Here is a 19,700-nt window from a genome sequence, read left to right as displayed (position 1 = left end):
TGATGTTAATCATCAATGCCGCTTTTTTATGTGTTGCCGTTGGCCATGGTGACCACACGTTTTAACGTCCAGCGAAGCAGTAGTGGAATGCACTCATTCCCTAACTCTTCACAGTGGCTCACTATCGCCAGTGCTAAGTCAGGTTTTGCGTATTTTTTTAGTACCTTGGTGACCACTTTTTTGGCGGGAATAGGGTGATCCGCAGGGATATGTACCATCTGTTTGAAGAAGGTCTCAAAGCCATTGTTGTAGAGAAAATGTTCAATGTCTCTATCAGGCAGTTCTGTCAGACGATGACGCTCTTGATCATTACCCAGTAGAGCTCGTACCGCTGTGGAGTATTTTTTCCCTGCAGCATCACCGTCGGTGACAACATGCCAGTCAATACCGAAAGCCTTCGCTACTTTAAGCAATGACTTCAATCCCGATTGGGCAAACTCGATAATCTGAACTCCTTCCGCGGCAAGGTTATAACCACACTGATTGGCAAGCTCGTTAAACAGCCAAACTTCTGTTTCTCCCTCTACTAACAGCCAACAACGCGCAAATAAGGCGCCAGAACGATGGAAACGGATATGAAAGCCAATTCGACGAAGCTCATCACGACTTAACCCGTGATCCGGCAGTGACGTGGTGATCGTTTTGTCTGATTGGCGAACAAGTCGACGTATAGAGTGAAGCGGCACTTGACCAAGAAGTTCGCCACTGTTTGTAGTCAGAATTTTTTGCATTGGCAGCAGTTGAAGCAATCCCCATGCGCGAGCGAGGTGGGTAGGATGAAGGCGACCTTCAGGATCTTCAATGATCAACAGTGGTCGCGCACATCGGCGCAACTGATTTGGTCCTTTAGCTTGCAGGTAGGCATTGAGCAAGCCCATAAAAAGTAGCCGAGTTTGTTTGTCGTTTTCTTCAACCACTTGCGATAAACGCTTATTGCTCGTTGTGCTGTTGAAGAAGATCCCATCTCGCTGCTTACGAAGGTTTTTTCTGGTGTTCGATTTGAACGAGAAGTAATGGTCGACCAAAATACCCATTGAGTTAAGGCTACTTTTCATTTCGCCTTTATTCACGTGGCCAGGTATCGCCATTAGGCGTCGGCAAGTATTGTTGATGCGCTTTTCGATACGAACATTGTTGTCGCCATTTGAGCCAATAGGGCGTTCAAAACGTCGAGAATCTTTAAGGCGAATAACAGGGTGAAGTGTCATCAGTTCTTGCGCGAGTTTTTCCGAGTGGTGCAACTGCTTTGGGTTGCCTTGCTCGTCAAGAAACGCATAGCGCGTATTGATCTCGTAGCCGTCACGACTTGCACTCAACCGATAAATGATTCGATTTTTCCCTTGATCGTCTTTGATCCAAACGGGCTTTAACTTTCTATAACGACCTGACTTCACCTCATGTTTATCGGTGGACACCAAACTCAACACAATTTGTAGGTGTTGGCTTTGAGGATGAGCAATCGAATAGTCGACGTGGAAATCGGTCATCTCAAATTGATAGGGAATGCCCTCAGAAGGCAGGGCGACGGACAGGGCATCTAACAGGGACGATTTACCCCAAGTATTTTCGCCGATTAATGTGGTGAGTTCATCAAAGGCGATAGAGAGCCTCTTGATTCCACGAAAGCCAGAAATTTCAATTCGTTCTAGCTGCATATAGTGACTCCGTATGAGCTATTTCTCATTAAGCATAATAGAAAAATGCCGAATAAGCAGAAGGTTAGCTCACACTCTTGGATTAATGACCGGTAATTCATAAGGTTAGCGCCTTGATGAAGTTCATAATAAATGATGTATCAGAAATGGTGTTTTCAATAAAAATGTGAAAGTTAATGAATTTGTCACATGGGATGCGTTAGGATGTAGCTGAAAAGAGAGAATGAACATATGACAGATAAAAACAATAAGCCGGCGAGAATCAAGCTGGCACACATCAACGATACGCACTCCTATTTTGAACCAACTTCATTACAGCTTAACCTGCATGTCGAAGGCCAAGAACTTGAGCCCTACGTCAGTGCGGGTGGATTTGCTCGCATCGCAACGAGGAAGCAACAGCTCGAGCAACTCGCGAAAGAGAATGATCAGCAGTTTATCTTTCTTCATGCGGGTGATTGCTTCCAAGGTACGCTCTATTTTTCTTTGTTTAAAGGCGAAGCTAACGCAACCATGTTAAACGCGCTGAACATCGATGCGATGGCGTTAGGCAACCATGAGCTGGATATGGGAAACCTTCCCGTTGCCCAGTTTGCCCAAAAAATCACTTTTCCTTTGTTGGCCGGTAATTGGGATTTGTCCAACGAGGATTCAGCGAAGAAACTTAGACTCAGTGAGAACGCCAAGGTGTTTTCGTATGATCCAAGCGTTCAAGCAGCAAGGTGGATCGTCAAGCATGCACAAGACGAACCTATTGCCATTTTTTCACTTGCACTAGATAAAATGGCAGACATCTCAAACCCAGACGCCGACACACCTTTCGTTAGTGCTCGAAAAACGGCTATTGAGACGGTCGCTCAAATACAAAAGTCGGGGATCAATAAAATTATCCTACTTAGCCATATGGGTTACGAAGCGGATTTGGATATGGCGAGTACCGTTGATGGAATTAGCCTCATCGTTGGCGGTCATAGCCACCGATTACAAGGGGATTTTTCTGGACTCGGTTTGAAAAAAGATGACCCGTACGGCATTGAGATTAACGGAACACGTGTTGTACAAGCTGGCTATCACGCATTAAGTATGGGCCACTGTGACATCGAGTTTGACGAGAGTGGTCACGTGACTCATTTCAGCGGTAAGAATGAACTGCTGCTTGGTCGAAGACTCTTTATTGACGCGAGTATGAGCGAAGCACGTGACGATGATTGTTACGCGATCGCACGACGCTACGTTGATCAGCACCCAAATGTGCACGTTTGTAAGAAAGACCCACATACGCAGGAGATTTTGTTGCAGCGATACACCAAGCAAGTACGAAAACTGCAAAGTGACTATATCGCGTGCGCCAAACATGCGCTTCGTCATGTACGCGTACCTGACGACACCGGAGCGAGTGAGCTAGCACCGTTGGTAGCGGAATCTTTTGCCTACACCATGAATGAAATGGGCTATGACGTGGAATTCGCCATTCATAACGCGGGCGGAGTGCGTACATCGCTTAATCCTGGTGATATTTCTGTGGCAGACATCGCGGGTAAACTGTTGCCCTTTGCCGTACCCATTGGTGTTTACGAGCTCAAAGGGAAAGACATTGCCGCCACTTTAGAAGGGGCGATCAACAATGCATTGAACAATGGGGTAGAAGGAACGGGTGATGGCTCATACCCGTACACATATAACTTGAGTTATGACTACGACTCGTTGGCGCCGATTGGCCAGCGCATCCACAATTTGGCGATTTATTCGGCGATAAATGGATGGCAAGCGGTTGAAAAAGAACGCTATTACCGAGGCACGTCGTCAGCGTATACCATGAAAGGGAAAGAAGGCTACGAGGCCATTCAAAACATGAAAGGCGAGGGAATAGTCACGGATCGTTCTATGGCAGATTGTTTTATTGCTTTGCTAACTGAACATCCCGAAACGATAAATCGCACCAAGTCTGCTACCAAGCACAATGCATGGCATAAAGGTTGCTAATGACTTACTGATTGTTGATTGTTCAACAGCCAGGGGGAAATCATGTGGAAAGACTGGATTGACGTAGCGGTCGTTATCAGTTGGGTTGGTGTTTGGTCTGCTTTGGTCTATTTCATCCCAATGTCAGGCGTTTAGAGCCAAAACCCCAGTATAAAAAGGAGCAAATAATATTTGCTCCTTTTTTGATTTTTTTACTAGACGAGGCGCTCAAGCAGGCATACAATCCGCGCTGTTTGGGGAGTAGTCGCCTCTGGTTTACTTATCGTCATCTCGTTAGGAAATCTCCTATCCGGTAAGTATAAATGGTGTTGAAATGTCTGTTTCAATTCACCATTTCGACGAGACCAACGTAATCAAATATTCTACGCCATTGAATCGGTGTAGGTTGTTTTGTTTGCGGTGGGTTCGTCTATTACTTCTCGATCCCTCCGCCTTTGGAGGTAACATGACCCCTTCTACATACATCGGCTTCGCACTATTAACTCTGACCATGGTTGCATTAGATATTTGGCAAACCCGTGGCGGGAACGTGACGATCAAAAAAGCCGCCGTTTGGAGTATCTTCTGGTTTTTACTCGCATTCTTGTTCGCTGCAAGCATTTATTTTTTCTGGGACTTTTACGCTCCAGACAGTGCTTACAGCGCTGAAAAAGCGACCGTTTCATTTCTAACGGGCTACTTGCTTGAGAAATCTTTGAGCGTCGATAACTTATTCGTTTTTGCGATTATCTTCCATCAATACCTGGTGCCTGAGCACTTGCGTCCAAGAGCTTTGTTGTGGGGCGTAATCGGCGCTTTGATTTTACGCGCCATCATGATCGCTGTGGGGGCGCAGCTACTCGAGCAATACCATTGGTTATTGTATGTATTCGCGCTGTTCTTAATCTGGACGGGTATACAACTCGCTCGCGATAAAGGCGAGGAAGAAGTCAATCCGTTACCAGAAAAGCTAATCCGCAAGTTCGCTTCTGTGACTGATGATTTTCGAGGCAACGCATTAACTGTTGTTGAAGGCGGTAAACGTTGGTTGACGCCTATGGCGATTGTAATTGGTGTGATCGCGTTTATGGACGTCATGTTCGCGCTAGACTCAATTCCAGCGATTTTTGCGGTAACACGAGAGCCGTTCCTTGTGCTGGCTGCCAACGTGTTTGCGTTGCTAGGTTTGCGTTCCCTGTACTTTGTTTTGCAGGGGATGATGGATAAGTTTATCTATTTGAAACCTGCGCTTTCATTCATCATGGTGTTTATTGGTATCAAGATGATGCTTGTCGGTTCGGCTTGGGAAATCCCAACTCCTGTATCGTTATTAGTGCTTCTGGTGACCATGACCTTAGCAGTGATTGCATCGGTGATGAAGAAACGAAAACAGCAACTGCCATCCGAACTAACTATCAGATAATTAATCTAATTGTCTGGCAAACAAATTCGTCGATTTCAAACGGTGAAGGTGTAAAAGTTTTGTGAATAAAAAACGTGCGCATCTACGCCAGTGAAATATTAAGTCGAAAAAGTTGGGTATCTATGCGCAAAAATGCCGGTTTTGCGCATAGTTTTAAAAGTCAATTGTTATGGTGTTGTTTTATTAGAAAAACTTATCTGAAAGTCGAAAGTTTTTCATTTTTTGGTGCGTAAATTATTGCTTATTATTAGTCCATCGAAACGAATTAAACGATTTATAGAGAGGCAATCATGGCACAAGCAATGCAGATCGGCACAATTAACGCTCCTATCTCTATGGATAAAAAAACCTACGCGGTTTCTTTCAAAGGATTGATTGCACACCTATTAGATATTCTATTCACAGATAATACTCCTCGCGCGTACTACGCGAACGATTTATCTGGCCACATTCAAAAAGATATTGGCTTGAATCGCTAATCTAACAGGCTCTAAAAAACGTAAGCGCTGGCAGTGATGTCAGCGCTTTTTTTGTGCCTTGTGAAATGGACACCCTGCATAAACGGTCTTTTTGAATACAGAGCAAACACTGCGCTTGGAAACATCCAGCTTGTTTAAAGGTTTGGTCACCTGTGGGCAGTTGAGAATGTTGAATGTGAACAATGGAGCCGATTATGCACTCGTTACTTGCCATCTCGATAGCGTCCAGTTTGTCAGCGGGGCAAATTTGGATCCACGAAGGACAACCCGCTCAAGTGGTCGAGCTATTTACGTCTGAGGGGTGTTCCAGTTGCCCACCCGCCGATCGTTATCTATCAAAGCTAGAAAATAGTGAAGGGCTTTGGACATCGATTACTCCCATCGCGTATCACGTCGACTATTGGGACCATCTAGGTTGGAAAGATAAGTTCGCAAAACCAGAGTACTCTCAGTTGCAACGTCTTTACTATGCGTACGACTTGGTTGGAAGTGTCTACACTCCAGGTTTCGTGGTTGATGGTCGAGAGTGGCGTGGATTTTTCAACTGGGTGAATCGTGAATTACCAGCTGTGACGCCACGCGAATCACAACGATTAAAACTGATTCGCAAAGGCAATACGTTCTCGCTACAGTTTGACAAATCAGGCAGCTTTGATGCCACGCTGGTATTTTTGGCCAACAACCAGTACACGCAGGTTCAACGTGGTGAGAATAGAGGACGCAAGTTGGAACACGACTTTATTGCGGTTAAGAGAATGCAGCAGCGGTCAACGGATGGTAAATGGGAGTTTGAGGCTCAATTGCCGTTGGAGACGATTGACGCTGTGGCTGCATGGGTGAGTGAACCGGGTCGGTTTGAACGCATTCAAACTGTGGCGGGCAAAATAGAATAATCAGTTAAAAGAGCCCATTTCTGGGCTCTCGCTCTGATTACTTGCGCATTGCGCACGCATAGGCAGTGGTGAAGGCTTGCTCTTGGTATTGTTTAAGTCCGGTATCTTTAAACGCAATCGCAAGGGGATTTCTCTTCAAGCTTTCCTTGATAGCCGTTGTTGAAACAAGCTCAACATGCAAGCCTTCAATCAGTTGAATGACGGCTTCTAGTTTAAAACCAACGCTGCCACCTGCAAACTTACCCTTAGTTTGACGTTGGCGGATCATCACTTTATCCACTTGGTAGTCTTGCATCAGTTTCGCGAACGAAAACTGAAATTTCTTCAACTCTTCACCAGAATTCGCATCACCAATCGTCAGTTTTGCCACTCGGCAATCTGGCAAGTGAACAACACCTGATGTGTTTTCTAGTAGACAAATAACGGAATCGTTTCCTTTTAGCTCTACGCCACAAATTTTCATATAAGTACCTCGGTTGGTTCCGATTGAGTATAACAGCCTGAAGCGATGCGAGTTATTCAATATTGCACATTCGGGCATTAAATAATCGTCTCTTGCGTAAATCTTGTCTGAGTGGTTTATTAATAACCATATACTCAATTTATGGAGTCTGATTATGTGTCGATGGCTAGCGTATCAAGGTCCGGCTATCTATTTGGATGAACTGGTTTATGAGCCTGAGCATTCGCTTGTTCACCAAAGTTTGGAAGCGAGAAAAGCGGTGACGCGGGTCAATGCGGATGGTTTTGGTTTGGGTTGGTACACAGAGCGAGAAACACCAGGACAGTTTCATGAAGTGCTGCCAGCGTGGGGTGATGAGAACTTGCGGTCGCTGACACACCATATTCGCTCACATCGGTTTATGGCACATGTGCGATCCTCAACTGGAACGCAGGTTTCGCGATCGAATTGCCATCCGTTTATCATTGATAATTGGATGTTTTTACACAATGGCCAAATCGGCGACTTTGAAAGGGTGAAGTTTGAGTTAGAACGCATGCTTCCGGAGTCGCTCTATCTTCTTCGACGTGGGACAACCGACAGCGAGCTTCTCTTTTTATTGGCGTTAGCGAATGGATTAAAAAACGATCCTGTACATGCACTCAAGCGCACCATTGATATTGTGCAGCAATGTTTAAACAATAAGTCTATTGAATCACCTTTCAAAGCCTCGATTTGTGTCTCTGATGGAAAGGCGTTTTGGGTGGTTCGTTACAGTACAGATGGTGAGCCGCCAACCATCTTCATTCGCAGTGATGATGAAAGCGTCGTGTTGGCGTCAGAGCCGTTAGAGAGCGGTAAAATGTGGAACAAGATCGAGCCTCAGACGATCAGTAAGATTCAGGGCTGTGAGCGTACGGTTTGGAACTTAACCGATATCACCAATCAACCCGCCTAAAGACCAAGCGGGTTGATAGATGGTTTGTTAGTTTGCTTGCCAGCGCTCGACCATATATTCGGCTAAATCTTTGGAACGAAGCAGCAGGTTTTCACGAGCGATTGTCAGCGTTGAGGTCATTTCTATTACGAGTGCGTCATCGGCACTTGCCATTACACCGAACTGAATCATGTCTTCGCCGCGTAATGATTCGATTGAACGTTTGTTTTCTGGAAGCTCAATATAGACGGATGTAAACGTTCGGTAATCATCAACAAAGGGTCTAATGTGCCAACTTGCTGTGAATGGTTCGGCATTGGGCGCTGTGATTTCAACTTCGGTAGTATTTCTGAAGTTAAGGCTAACCATGGTCGGCTTAGGACCCGAGTTAGCATCACTGTTAATGTCTCTAACCCAGTACCACTGTTTGCCGACGAACCAACCCCGTTCGAGCGTGATATTTCGGTTTGGTGTGTCACGTAGCCAGATGCTTGGATAATTGTCTTGGTTTAATCCGATAAAGAACTGGTTACTGCGCCTAAAGTTAAAGTCGTAAGTCCCTTTGTGAGATAGGCGCATATCGTTAAACAATGTGCTGTAATTGAAGTCACACAGCCAGTTCGATGAGTAGTCTGCTTCGCAAAGGACGTTGTCGTCCCTAAATTGATAAGCCGTAATAACGTCATCAGACTCTAACGAATTTGTCATCGGGAAGTAGGCGAATTCGCTACCTTTGACAGTGTCAGCCAGCGTGTAATGACCTTGAAGAAAACGGTCGTTTCGAGTGCGCCAGAAGTCAAAAAGGGTATGAGCTAGCTTGGCATCGTTGAGCACCAGCGCGTAACGTCCATTGAGTGACAGGTCACGAGCGAGCCAATGCTGCGCTGCATCTTCCATGATGCCCAATCGGATAGTTGGAGCTTTAGAGCCTTCAGGGGGATCGATACGTATCACATCGGGCACGTCAGGTGCTGACTCAATCGTCCAAGTCGCCATAACATCGGGTGTCGCATCAGTAAAGTCGACGCTGACTTGATTTCCTTCTTTCGCAAAACTTAATGTGACGAGCTCTAGGTCGCCTTGGTCGGCGCTGTTGATAGAAGGGCGCAATAACGTAAGGGTTTGCGATCGCAATAGATCGTCTGAGATCACTAAATCGTATCCTAAAGAGAGATCTTTATGCGTCCACACTTGGTAAGTTTTGCTTGAGGACTCATAGCTAACAGAGAGGTGGTGAGATAAGTAAATGAACTGATAAGTGCGCGCTGAACTTGAATCGGTTGCATCTAACACCAGTCGGTTATTTTCTGTGGTATAGGCTCTTTGGGCGGCACCTACGAAGCTGCCTGCCACATGAGTACCGTCGAAGTTTGCTCTTGTCGATTCAGCATCTTTGCTCAGTGGCGTGACTTGAAACTCACCGTTGTTTTCCAAGTAGTCGGACAGATTGGCCACCATTTGATTGTCACTAGAGACGCTGCCATCAGGCGCTTGGTGCAGTACTCGTTTATTGAGTTCATGAATGTCGAGTTGATTGGCGAGTTCATCTGCTTTGTCTTTGTAAGCCATCAAGGTTGCTTGCAGATCCGCTGGTGTTGCATCACTTAGGGCTGGCGGAAAATCACGGGTGATTGACCGGGCGATGAGATGTGATATCGCTGCGTCAATGCTTGTCGAACGGTTGGCTACAAAATTACCCGTTAACACGTCTGCGGGTAAGTTGAGATCCGCGGCGATTTGCTCCAACGACTTACCAGAGAGGTGAGCGATGGAGGTGAAGGGGTTAATAGTATTGATTTTTGCTGGAGCAATCATTTGGTATGACTTGCTCGCTAGGGCTATTTGGTCTGAATCTTTGGTTTCGCCAGCAATAATATTGGCGATGAGGGGATAATTCGCGTCAGCGGCCGCGACTTCGATTCGACCCATTGAATCCGTTGCGCCCTCGATAAACTCGTTGGGAGCGCATCGATTGTCGAGATTTCGGTCGACACATACGGTCGCATTTTCCAAATAGCCGTCGACAACTTGTACGGTTCTCGATGTCGGAGGCGCTTGGGGCGTATCCGAACCTGAACTGCCGCCACCACAAGCCGTCAGTTGCGCGGCCGATAGACAGACCAACGTTGTTTTCTTAATCATGCATTTTCCCTAGCTCTAATTTTATAAATCATTCATTAACGATTGAATAACATACAGAATTTAGCTGTTGCACAATAGTGATGTGCATCATGGTTTAACGTAGAATAATTCTCATTTACGTGACAAGGATGGAAATTTGCAAAAAGCGCGTTGGCTTGAAGCGTTTAAAATAGAGCTAAAATTCAAATTTGACCTATGAAACAATTATTGTGATTCCAATCGCGAAATTAAACCTATTGTGATGACCTCAACTTAAGGTGAGGTTTTAGCCTGAATTCCACTTTACAACTCACCATAAGGGAATAACCGATGTTGGCTGAAATCTTAACCAGAGCGCAACGTTACACAATTGAAACTAACCAAAATGGCAACACCAACCATTTACCTATGGCGCTGGTGGCATTGAATAAAATGGGAGCGAATCATTATCAGCTAGAGGCATATTATACGAAATACGCCCATTTGCTGGTTGCGAGAGAGATACCACACACAACTGCCCACTTTGAATGGGAAGCTCACTTAGGGGATAAGAGCGCCTTTGAACACTATCTCAATTACTTTCTTCGCCAAGTGGAACGAGAAGGTATTGAGGGCACCTTACGCACCTACCTTGATCGACTGATGCCAGGTTGCGGAGCATCAGCGTTTCATGCGGTGATCCGCTTAAGCTACGGCGTTCAAGTCCAAAATAATACTGAGGTTGCGTTTGGATTGGCAGATCTGGCAAGCAGTTATTTGCCTGTTAGCGAGCCGCTGCCATGTACACTAAATCTGAGAGAGGTGCTCGAGAGCGCATTGTCTACGTATGAGGGCGTAAATGTTCAAGGAGGGTTGATTTCAGCCCGTATGTTGTCCGTGGTAGAGAATCCACGCTTTGAAAGTGTCAATTACGCGCCACGATCACTGGATATTGCGCAAATCAGTGAGCTTGTCGCAGAACTTTATCTAAAGAGTCGCGACTTTACTGTGTTGCATGCAGTGACAAGCTGCCATGCAATGCGCTATCTCAGTGATAATTTTGTCCAACCAGAGCGCTCTCTGCGTTATTACTGGGCTGCATTGATTGCAGCGGTACTTTCTGTAGAGGAGTCACGTTTGGGCTCTTTACCTACGATAAAGTTAAAACCGTTATCAGAAATGAGTTTTAATGGTGTATTAAACAGCGATGATAGCCACGTTATTAAGCTCGCTTGGAGCTGTTTGGATGAGTTTAGACTTTATCAATCTGAACATCATTTGAAGATTCTAACCATGTTGATAGAGGAGTATTGCTGATGAACAAACTGCCGCAAACGGTGTTAATGCGCTAAGTCAGTCACTTCAAAGTGAGTTTTAGCCAAAAAATGGAACGATAAAGAAAAAGCGCTCAGATGAGCGCTTTTTCAATGTGCTTTGGGGCAGATGTGTTATTTCTTACGGCAGTACTCTGCGATAACATACATTGACTGGCCACCATTTGCTTTACCCGATACCAATTTTGGATCATCACCGATGCTGATGCCGCGAATAACGGTACCTTGTTTGATGACTTGGTTTGTGCCTTTCACTGGAAGATCTTTGATCACTGTTACGTCGTCACCTTTTTTCAGTTCAACGCCGTTGCAATCCAACGGTTTGTCGTCCGCCGACATGCCTTGCATCGCCCAGTTCATTTGTTCTTCTTCCATGTACATCATGTCGAGTGCATCTTGCGCCCAGCTTTCAGTATTAAGACGAGTCAATTGACGCCACGCCGTAACTTGAACTGCAGGGACTTGGCTCCACATACTGTCATTTAGACAACGCCAGTGGTTGATGTCTTTTGGATCATCAATCTCACCTAGACACTTGTCACACACCATGATGCCGTAATCTACTGTCACGTGGCTGTGTGGCGGTACCGCGTATGCCGTTAGTGGCGCGTCAGCAGCACAAAGTTCACATTTAGATTGGCAGCGTTCTAGCATAGTAGCTTCAGAAGACATAGTAGACTCACATTGTTTGGGTGTTGATAAGGGCGGCTATTATGCACGTTATCCGCAGAAAATAAAGGGGCATCCGGTAAAGCAAAGGTTTTAATTATGGAAACTGACAGAACTCTTACGTTTGTAATGAGAAATGAAACATGTGGAATTATTTCAATAACCTATATTGAGTGACAATGTCACAAATCGAGTCATTTCTTTACCTTGTTAGTCGTTCTAGGCATAATCCGCTTTGTTGTTATAGCAATTTAATAGGTTAGGCGTTGGAACTACTTTCTATCGATTTTCTTGGAAAGCCGCTACGGCTGGAAGGCTCAATGGCAGGCTGGCAGCAGCTGTTTTGGGATAATCAGGTTGTGTCACAGTTAAATGCAGATTCAGAACGAGATGAGAGCATTCACCAGTTCACCTTGTTAAGCGGGGAACAAGAGTTTACGTGCAAATTGGAAGTGGATTTGCAGTGGCAGCCTTTTGTTTTGTCATATAAGGCGACATTGAACGACCAGATGGTTGCCGAAGGTCAAAGAGATACCAAAGATATCGAGCGACAGGTTCCATTTAATCCACCCAAACCCGAACGACGATTCAGTCTTATAGGCTTGATCTCATTGGGCATGAAAGCACTCAAAAGTGCTAAGCTCATCAAAGTTGTCCTCGCGTCGGCAAGTCTTGCCGCTTATTCATGGCTGTTCTCGTTTCAATTTGCTCTCGCATTGATCGCATGTTTGGTGTTTCACGAGTATGGCCATGTGCGGGCGATGAAGTATTTCGGAATGAAAACTAAAGGCATCTATCTTGTTCCTTTTTTAGGAGGATTAGCGCTTAGCGACGAGAAGATCAATACTCGTTGGCAAGACGTGGTCATTTCAATTATGGGGCCGATGTTTGGCTTTATTCTTTCGTTAATATCGATGGTTGCTTACTGGATCACAGGGGAGATGTTCTTTGCGGGGTTAGCGGTGTTTAACGCCTTTTTGAACCTATTCAATTTACTGCCGATCTTGCCGTTAGATGGTGGTCATGTACTCAAAAGCATCAGTTTCTCGATGAACAGCTTGGCGGGTATTGTGCTTTGTACATTGGCCGCTCTCGGTGGTGTCGTACTCAGCTACAGCTTGGGACTGACTCTTTTCGGCTTCTTGCTGATTATGGGGACACTTGAAATCGTCTTGGAGTGGCGTGGTCGACATCACAGTCATCTGTTACCGCTCGATCGCTACGGCCAGTTAGTTTCCGCAATTTGGTATTTGGCGCTGGTGGCCGGGCTGATTGGAATCATTTGGTATTTCGCCGGCACGGGCGATCAGTTGCTGCAATTGCCACTGTTGATACTTGGCACGTAATGGAAAGGGAGCATGGCGCTCCCTTTATTATTTCTCACAGTTTGGCCGAGTAGTATTCGTTGTTGGCAAACGTGCGATTGTCGACTTTAAATCTTGAATTCGTGTTTTGTGTGATGGGTGAGTAGAAAGTAGTTCAGGTGGTTGATTACCCCCAGACGCGGCTGCCATGTTCTGCCACAAACTGACACTCTGGTTAGGATCAAAACCCGCGTTCGCCATCAACTCTAAACCTACAATGTCAGCTTCTGATTCTTGGCTTCTGCCATACGGGAGCAACACGCCATATTGTACGCCTAACCCAAGTGCTGCCATAGTAACGTTTCGGTACTGGGCGTAATCTGAGGACCCTAAGGCAACATTGGTGATCTGCAGTCCGGCGCTCGCCAATTGTGATTGAGATAAACGCTCATTACTGTGATCAGCCAAAACGTGGGCAATCTCATGTCCGATCACAGTCGCCAGTTGATCTTGATTTTTGGCAACATTTAATAGCCCTGTATAGACACCAATTTTACCTCCCGGCAGCGCGAACGCGTTGACTTGGTCGCTATCAAATACCACGACCTCCCAATCATTAAAACTGGCTTGCTTCGGGACATGTTGAGTGACACTTTTGGCAACACATTGCACGTAAGCATTCACGCGAGCATCTTTGCTAATCGGCTGTTGCTGCTTCATTTGTTCAAAAGACTGTGCACCAAGTGAGCTCATGTCGGAATCGGAGAAGAGCAACACTTGGTTTCTTCCGGTTGGAGATGCAGTACATGCCGTCAAGGTAACAGCAATGAGAATAGATGAAAGCTTATTGAGAGTGGGCATTGGATTCTCCACTTAGCGACTGTATTCAGCAAATAATAACATTAGGTTACAATCGCATGCACAGAAATAAATGGAAATAAGCATGAGCACTATCTGGAAACGCAAAATCGACCTAGAACGTTTAAACGCGACGTCAAAAAATACCTTGATAGATCACTTAAATATTATTTATAGCGCAGTGGGTGATGATTACATTGAAGCGACTATGCCAGTTTGTCATTTTACCCACCAGCCTTTGGGCATGCTCCACGGCGGCGCGTCAGTGGTGTTGGCCGAAACGCTTGGCTCAGTCGCAGCCAACTTCTGCGTTGAGGACGACGCCTACTGCGTTGGGCTTGATATCAACGCAAACCACGTACGGTCGATGCGCACAGGTCAGGTGATTGGTCGTGCGACACCCATTCATCTTGGGGTTTCGACTCAAGTATGGCAAATCAATATCACTGATGAGAGACAGCGCTTAGTGTGTACCAGTCGATTGACCATCGCCGTCAAAAAAAAGAAAAACGACAAGCAAACCATTAAGGCGAATCAGAATGGTCATTGATTTTAAAAGCGGAAAAGTGATAGTCACACCGCACGAGATTGTGGTGAAACTAGTGGGCGAACACATGGTGATACTTCAGGCGCAAACCGATGCCCTGCAACTGATTGGCCGCGGTGCAAATGTCATCGCCGCGAATGGCAGTGAAACGAAATGGTCGATAAAACTGGATGATGAGCAGCAGCTTAGAGCGATAGCGAATGAAATCGGCATTGAGATTCAATAGCGCTGCATAAACGCTTGATTCTTTCCACTAAATAGGGAAACTTAGTGACAAAGAAAAACAAGTGAGTTTCCCCTTTATGAGTAGCCCTCGACTTCGCGTCCAGTTTGAAACCCTATTTGAACACTACAATGGCCAAGATTGTGGTGTTCAGCTCGATGAAATCACCGATGTTCTGTTCTGTACCCGCCGCAATGCACGTATTGTATTGAATAAAATGGAAGAGCAGGGTTGGATCGAGTGGCATCCTGCGCCTGGACGAGGAAAGCTCTCTCAGCTTATTTTTAAGCGCAGTCGTGCAGATGTTAGCGAAAACCTAGCCAGACGCTATCTCGAAGAGGGCAAGATCGGGCAAGCGCTCCAAGTATTAGACCAAGATACCGCCAAATTGGCTCAAGTTGTCGAAAGCTATCTGGGTGTCCAACATCAAGAAGGGCAACAAGTTGTTCGCTTACCCTATTATCGTCAACTGTCGATGCTTAACCCTCGCAAGCCGATTCGTCGTTCTGAACAACATATCATCAGACAGGTGTTTAGTGGCTTAACTCGACTTGATGAAAACGATCAGCTTCAACCAGACTTAGCGCACACCTGGGAAATGCTGAGCGAAACGCACTGGCGATTTTACCTGCGACCAAGTGTTCGTTTCCACAATGGTGATCTACTCACCACGGAGGCGGTACTCGAATCTCTCTGCTCGTTACAAGACAAGCAGCTTTTTTCCCATTTACGCCAAATCGATTCGCCAAGCCGCTACGTTATAGACATACATACAAGCCGAGCTGATTATCATCTGCCATTGTTACTTTCTGAAGCCTGCGCAAAAATTCTGTTACAGGGTAGCGAGCAAAGTGACGATTATGACGTTTTCCCAATCGGGACCGGCCCCTACAAGGTTACGCAAAACGATGAAAAGCGTTTAGTACTACAAGCCTTTGATGGCTATTTTGGCTTTCGACCGCTACTCGATAGTATTGAAGTTTGGGTGATCGATGATGTTCACTCGTCGATGGTATTTCCCAGTCTTAGTGGCCCCATTAAGCCCGAAACCGGTACGTTCTCTGAAGAGGTCGAACTTGATCCCGGTTGTACCTACTTGCTTCTGAATCGAAAAACAGGCTTGGCGAAATCGAGTGAGTGGGCGAACTACTTTAGCCAAAGGTTAGGCGCGTTAAACCTTTATCAACAGTTGCCTCAGGAGAAAATCGTCGAACTGGGTGTGCTTCCTGCTCATGGTTTAAAGCCTGGTTGGTATCACCATACACGACAAGGTAATTACACCTCTCCTCCGTCTTACCACACAGTAAAAATTGCTTACCATGGTGAACATCCCATGTTCCCCACGCTAGTTAAATGTATAGAGATGATACTCAAGCAAGATAACTTGGATGTTGAGTTGGTCAAATACAGTGTTTTTGCACCAGATATTGATGATATTGATATTTGGGTGAAGCCAATGGGTATCGCAAACAATCGAGATGATGCACTAGCGGGTTGGCTGCTGAATTATAGCGATATTTCTCTTTTTAGCCGCAGTGATGATTTTGAATATTGGACTAAAGTCGTAGAAGAGTGGCAAGCCAAAGAGAATGCTGCTTTCCCCGCCAGAGAGCTAGGAAAATCCTTAGTCGAAAAAATGCAGATTATCCCAATGTTTCACTGTTGGTTAGGCGTGAGCAAAGATCAATGTGGCTCACTGCAAAATGCAAAATGTAACGCCTTGGGTTGGTTTGACTTTAGCCAAGTTTGGATAAAACCTGAATCACTGAGCGAGGACGAGACGGGTAATGGCGAAACCTAATAAAAAACAACCGTCTAAAACAGTCTGTATCTATTGCTCCAAGTGCAAAACTCAGCTGTTTAAATACCGCAAAGGGGGCAAGGGCGCTCTGGTCAAGTGTTTCAAAGAGCGCATTGTCGAAGACTACACCCAGCAGCCATGCATTTGCCCTTCATGTGGTATCGAATTTGCGCGCGATACACTCGTCCGAGGAACGCCTGCATTTAAGATGATAGGCGGTAAAGTCACTATGAAATAGCAGAATAAAAGAATTAAATATTTAACAACTTATCAACCATAAAGGGTGGTGATTAGTGTTGAAAACGAGTCATTGGGCGTCGTTTTAGAGGTGAGTCGATAAAAAACGTAAAAATCTCGTTAAAGTGTATCATTGTTTTTCAAACCTGTTAGAATATCCGCAGTTTCGATTCGGTTTTTCCAACAATTTAACAGGGGTTCACAATGGAGCTAGCTCTAATCATCACTTTCATCGTCGCATCAGCTGTAATGGTCAAGAAAGAGATGACAAGCTCAAAATAAGCCTTCATTCGTTACATTTTTTAATTCCTTTTTACGAATGAATAATAAAAGCTCTCAGTTTTGAGGGCTTTTTTGTTTTTGACGCTAAGAGACGAAAAAAGCCAGCATAAGCTGGCTTTTTCTTTGGGTTTCATGCTGTTTAGAATTGATAATCTACGCTGATGCCCCAGTTTCTACCTGGTTGTGAGCGTCTTTGAATGTTATCACTCTCTTCTTGAGCAGTAAGATCGCTGTACTCGTAGTATTTGATATCAAACGCGTTAAATAGACCGGCTCTCAATGTTAGATCGTTGATTGGTGAATAGTACGCTGTAACATCAAATACGCTGTAGCCCGGAGCATCGATATTGTCTTCACTTGACCACTCTGTCTTACGCGCAACCATTTTTAGCGTCGCTAAACCACCAAAATTGTACGTTTCATTGTCGTAACCTAAACCAACGACAGAAGTGAGCGGGGCAACGGAATCTAATGACTCACCCGTGCGCTTATCCTCGCCTTCGGCATAGGCAATGTTGAACAATGAGTACATGCCTGTCGGCGCATCAAACATCTTATCGAGTAAGATTTCATTGCTAAACTCGACGCCTTTGATTTCAACTTTATCCAAGTTGGTCAGCGTAAAATGCTCATAACCAGGACGCTTTTCTGGTAGATCTTCATGCGCAATAAAGTCTTTGTATTTGTTGAAGAATCCAACAAGCTCAAACTTTGCCAAGTCGTTTTGACCACGCAACCCTAGCTCGTAGGAGGTACTTTTTTCAGCTTCCAACGATGAGTTTGGCGTAAAGTCTGCGCCGCTTGAGTACTCATAGTAAAGTTGCTTGACAGTAGGTGCTTTGAAGCCTTGGCTCATTTGTGCGAAGGTGCTGAGTTTATCGTTGAAATGGAACACGGCGCCCAGTTTACCCGTTAGGGCGTTGTTGCTGTTTTCTTCGTGTTCAGTATCAAAACCTTCATCGGTTGACGGGTCTGCTTTGTAGTCGTCATAACGCAGGCCAAGGTTTGCAACTAGACGGTCTTCCAGAAGGAAAATGTTATCTTGAGCAAAGACACCCCATTGCGTCATTTTTGCATCAGGAATCGTTGTTGAGCCTGGTTTAGATGTGCCATTTCCGTGGAACACATCGCGGTTATCCAAACTGAAGTGGGTATTGACGACGTTCATGCCATAAGTCAATTCATGCTCTGAAGAGCTTAAGTTTAGGATTTTGCCAAATTGTGCATCGAACTGTACGGTTTTATCAAGGGCATTGCGAACTCGAGTTCGTCCGCCGTTATAGCCAATAAAGCCCATATGGTCGATAACATCTGCATAGTTTTCGTTGATCGTTTCTGTAGTCTGGTAGTTGAGCTCAAGACGAAGGGAATCGAAAACAGGGGTCACTTTGGTTAGCTCGTAGTTCACTCCATAGCGTGTACGAAGCGACTCATCATTAGTTTCCGCGTTATCGTACGTAATGATAGGAGCAGGACCAGCACCCATGTTTCTTGTCATGGTGTAGTTATCGCTCTTTGAGTCCTCGTGGTAGTTTTGTTCATTTCGTTCAAAGACAAAACCAACCTTGTGTTCATCGTTGATGGTGTAAAAAACTTTACCCAAAACATTGTTCATGTCTTTGTCGGCTGGGTTTGCAATTCCACGCATTCCGCCTTCGATGTCTTCGCCATCACCATAGGTTTGGGTTTCATTTCCTTGCGCATAGGTGCCGATTAGGATCGCCTCGACGTCATCCTTTCGCAGTGCGTAGGTCAGTGTGTTCTTGAATTGGCTGTCTTTTGAAGAGTAGCTCGACTTGATGCCAAAGCGCGATTCGTTCTCGTCTGTGATCAGAAAATCATCAGGGTTCTTTGTATTGACTACAACAACACCGCCTAACGCGTTTGACCCGTATAGGGTAGACGAAGCCCCCTTATTGATCTCAATAGACTGAAGTGTATCGACTTCAATCGCGTTAGGGTAGATGGCTTGAGTGGCACCACCACCTGGGTTAAATGGGGTGACTTGCTGTACGCCATCAACGACTACTTTAATGCGATCGCCGCCCATACCTCGGATGGTAAACCCAGAAATACCAAAGCGGCCTTCCGTTGTTACGGTGACACCCGGTGTTTTATCGAGTGCTTGCTTTAAGTCTGTCGATAGAGACTTATTAATATCTTCAGCAGAGACGGTTTCAATTGAACTCGATACGTCTGTTTTGTTTTGTTCAGTCTTAGTCGCAGAAACTACAACTTCATCGAATACTGAGTATTCTTCAGCGTGCACAGATGCTGTGAGAGCGACAATAATTGACGCAGACAGTAAAGATCGCTTATACATTTCGTTATTACCTTTAAATCCTTGATTTACGGTTGGCGTTGAACGGCGTGAATTTTATTGGATCTAAATGATAATTACTATCGTTCTCATTGTTGTTGGTTGGGTCGTACTTTGTACAAGTTTACTTACCTCAAAGATAATTGTAATAAATTACAATAAGATAGGTAAGGATAGCTAAGTTTAACTAGAAATAACAATCTATCGTTAATGTGATATTAGTCACATTTGTTC

At 45.2% G+C, this 19,700-nt stretch carries 17 protein-coding genes; 11 read left to right on the top strand and 6 right to left on the bottom strand.

The annotated features are described in order from the left end of the window. Positions 1–26 precede the first annotated feature (26 nt). Positions 27–1,655 carry an ATP-dependent endonuclease gene (locus RJ47_RS01060; protein WP_039480598.1) on the bottom strand — a complete coding sequence of 543 codons (1,629 nt, stop codon included), beginning with the start codon at positions 1,653–1,655 and terminating at the stop codon, positions 27–29. Positions 1,656–1,886: 231 nt separating this feature from the next. Between RJ47_RS01060 and RJ47_RS01055 the strand changes: the two genes are divergently transcribed. The 4 genes from RJ47_RS01055 (at position 1,887) to RJ47_RS01040 (ending at position 6,412) form a co-directional block, all read left to right on the top strand. Next, entirely contained in the window at positions 1,887–3,638 is a 1,752-nt protein-coding gene (locus RJ47_RS01055; protein WP_039480597.1) for a bifunctional metallophosphatase/5'-nucleotidase, read from the top strand. A gap of 445 nt (positions 3,639–4,083) precedes the next feature. After that, entirely contained in the window at positions 4,084–5,040 is a 957-nt protein-coding gene (locus RJ47_RS01050) for a TerC/Alx family metal homeostasis membrane protein (protein WP_039480595.1), read from the top strand. Between the two features lie 290 nt (positions 5,041–5,330). Next, the gene (locus RJ47_RS01045; protein WP_005473141.1) at positions 5,331–5,519 is read left to right on the top strand and encodes a hypothetical protein; all 189 of its coding nucleotides are present in this window, start codon (positions 5,331–5,333) and stop codon (positions 5,517–5,519) included. A 194-nt stretch (positions 5,520–5,713) separates the two neighbouring features. Next, positions 5,714–6,412: a DUF1223 domain-containing protein gene (locus tag RJ47_RS01040; protein ID WP_039480593.1), complete on the top strand. Its 699-nt coding sequence runs from the start codon at positions 5,714–5,716 to the stop codon at positions 6,410–6,412. 37 nt (positions 6,413–6,449) lie between these two features. Here the strand turns inward: RJ47_RS01040 and RJ47_RS01035 are convergent, their stop codons facing one another. Beyond that, positions 6,450–6,875, bottom strand: coding sequence for a DUF3010 family protein (locus RJ47_RS01035; RefSeq protein WP_039480590.1), 426 nt, complete (start codon positions 6,873–6,875; stop codon positions 6,450–6,452). A gap of 154 nt (positions 6,876–7,029) precedes the next feature. Here RJ47_RS01035 and RJ47_RS01030 point away from each other — a divergent pair, with 154 nt between their 5' ends. Further along, positions 7,030–7,812, top strand: coding sequence for a class II glutamine amidotransferase (locus RJ47_RS01030; protein WP_038216378.1), 783 nt, complete (start codon positions 7,030–7,032; stop codon positions 7,810–7,812). A gap of 27 nt (positions 7,813–7,839) precedes the next feature. Here the strand turns inward: RJ47_RS01030 and RJ47_RS01025 are convergent, their stop codons facing one another. Further along, a complete protein-coding gene (locus tag RJ47_RS01025; RefSeq protein ID WP_039480586.1) occupies positions 7,840–9,933 on the bottom strand; it encodes a hypothetical protein in 2,094 nt (697 codons plus the stop codon). Positions 9,934–10,242: 309 nt separating this feature from the next. On the opposite strand from RJ47_RS01025, the gene RJ47_RS01020 reads away from it, so the two are divergent. After that, positions 10,243–11,208 (top strand): questin oxidase family protein, encoded by a 966-nt coding sequence (locus tag RJ47_RS01020; RefSeq protein WP_039480584.1) that lies wholly within the window; start codon positions 10,243–10,245, stop codon positions 11,206–11,208. Positions 11,209–11,339: 131 nt separating this feature from the next. Here the strand turns inward: RJ47_RS01020 and RJ47_RS01015 are convergent, their stop codons facing one another. Further along, complete coding sequence (locus tag RJ47_RS01015; RefSeq protein ID WP_038136847.1) at positions 11,340–11,897, bottom strand: PhnA domain-containing protein; 558 nt, start codon at positions 11,895–11,897, stop codon at positions 11,340–11,342. A 263-nt stretch (positions 11,898–12,160) separates the two neighbouring features. On the opposite strand from RJ47_RS01015, the gene RJ47_RS01010 reads away from it, so the two are divergent. Beyond that, entirely contained in the window at positions 12,161–13,240 is a 1,080-nt protein-coding gene (locus tag RJ47_RS01010; RefSeq protein WP_039480582.1) for a site-2 protease family protein, read from the top strand. Positions 13,241–13,267: 27 nt separating this feature from the next. Here the strand turns inward: RJ47_RS01010 and RJ47_RS01005 are convergent, their stop codons facing one another. Then, complete coding sequence (locus RJ47_RS01005) at positions 13,268–14,059, bottom strand: M48 family metallopeptidase (RefSeq protein ID WP_039480580.1); 792 nt, start codon at positions 14,057–14,059, stop codon at positions 13,268–13,270. An 82-nt stretch (positions 14,060–14,141) separates the two neighbouring features. Here RJ47_RS01005 and RJ47_RS01000 point away from each other — a divergent pair, with 82 nt between their 5' ends. From RJ47_RS01000 to RJ47_RS00985, 4 genes are all read left to right on the top strand, one after another. Further along, entirely contained in the window at positions 14,142–14,606 is a 465-nt protein-coding gene (locus RJ47_RS01000) for a hotdog fold thioesterase (RefSeq protein WP_039480577.1), read from the top strand. After that, a complete protein-coding gene (locus RJ47_RS00995) occupies positions 14,596–14,829 on the top strand; it encodes a DUF3389 domain-containing protein (protein WP_039480574.1) in 234 nt (77 codons plus the stop codon). Before RJ47_RS01000 ends, RJ47_RS00995 begins: the two co-directional genes overlap by 11 nt. 76 nt (positions 14,830–14,905) lie before the next feature. Further along, a complete protein-coding gene (locus RJ47_RS00990) occupies positions 14,906–16,627 on the top strand; it encodes an SgrR family transcriptional regulator (RefSeq protein WP_039480571.1) in 1,722 nt (573 codons plus the stop codon). Continuing rightward, positions 16,614–16,865 (top strand): hypothetical protein, encoded by a 252-nt coding sequence (locus RJ47_RS00985; RefSeq protein ID WP_038136866.1) that lies wholly within the window; start codon positions 16,614–16,616, stop codon positions 16,863–16,865. The genes RJ47_RS00990 and RJ47_RS00985 overlap by 14 nt, the downstream gene beginning before the upstream one ends. Positions 16,866–17,285: 420 nt before the next feature. Here RJ47_RS00985 and RJ47_RS00980 read toward each other — a convergent pair whose 3' ends face one another. Then, positions 17,286–19,469: a TonB-dependent hemoglobin/transferrin/lactoferrin family receptor gene (locus tag RJ47_RS00980; RefSeq protein ID WP_039480569.1), complete on the bottom strand. Its 2,184-nt coding sequence runs from the start codon at positions 19,467–19,469 to the stop codon at positions 17,286–17,288. Positions 19,470–19,700 lie beyond the last annotated feature (231 nt).

The organism is Vibrio sinaloensis (assembly GCF_000808535.1).
GTDB lineage: Bacteria > Pseudomonadota > Gammaproteobacteria > Enterobacterales > Vibrionaceae > Vibrio > Vibrio sinaloensis_D.
Note: the sequence above shows the minus strand (reverse complement) of the source record. Positions and strands in the feature narration are given on the sequence as shown.

Coding starts and splice junctions, on each gene's coding strand:
- RJ47_RS01015 (WP_038136847.1), bottom strand. CDS start 11,897: ATGTCTTCTGAAGCTACTATGCTAGAACGCTGCCAATCTAAATGTGAA.
- RJ47_RS00985 (WP_038136866.1), top strand. CDS start 16,614: ATGGCGAAACCTAATAAAAAACAACCGTCTAAAACAGTCTGTATCTAT.
- RJ47_RS01030 (WP_038216378.1), top strand. CDS start 7,030: ATGTGTCGATGGCTAGCGTATCAAGGTCCGGCTATCTATTTGGATGAA.
- RJ47_RS01060 (WP_039480598.1), bottom strand. CDS start 1,655: ATGCAGCTAGAACGAATTGAAATTTCTGGCTTTCGTGGAATCAAGAGG.
- RJ47_RS01005 (WP_039480580.1), bottom strand. CDS start 14,059: ATGCCCACTCTCAATAAGCTTTCATCTATTCTCATTGCTGTTACCTTG.
- RJ47_RS00995 (WP_039480574.1), top strand. CDS start 14,596: ATGGTCATTGATTTTAAAAGCGGAAAAGTGATAGTCACACCGCACGAG.
- RJ47_RS00980 (WP_039480569.1), bottom strand. CDS start 19,469: ATGTATAAGCGATCTTTACTGTCTGCGTCAATTATTGTCGCTCTCACA.
- RJ47_RS00990 (WP_039480571.1), top strand. CDS start 14,906: ATGAGTAGCCCTCGACTTCGCGTCCAGTTTGAAACCCTATTTGAACAC.
- RJ47_RS01040 (WP_039480593.1), top strand. CDS start 5,714: ATGCACTCGTTACTTGCCATCTCGATAGCGTCCAGTTTGTCAGCGGGG.
- RJ47_RS01055 (WP_039480597.1), top strand. CDS start 1,887: ATGACAGATAAAAACAATAAGCCGGCGAGAATCAAGCTGGCACACATC.
- RJ47_RS01050 (WP_039480595.1), top strand. CDS start 4,084: ATGACCCCTTCTACATACATCGGCTTCGCACTATTAACTCTGACCATG.
- RJ47_RS01035 (WP_039480590.1), bottom strand. CDS start 6,875: ATGAAAATTTGTGGCGTAGAGCTAAAAGGAAACGATTCCGTTATTTGT.
- RJ47_RS01045 (WP_005473141.1), top strand. CDS start 5,331: ATGGCACAAGCAATGCAGATCGGCACAATTAACGCTCCTATCTCTATG.
- RJ47_RS01025 (WP_039480586.1), bottom strand. CDS start 9,933: ATGATTAAGAAAACAACGTTGGTCTGTCTATCGGCCGCGCAACTGACG.
- RJ47_RS01020 (WP_039480584.1), top strand. CDS start 10,243: ATGTTGGCTGAAATCTTAACCAGAGCGCAACGTTACACAATTGAAACT.
- RJ47_RS01000 (WP_039480577.1), top strand. CDS start 14,142: ATGAGCACTATCTGGAAACGCAAAATCGACCTAGAACGTTTAAACGCG.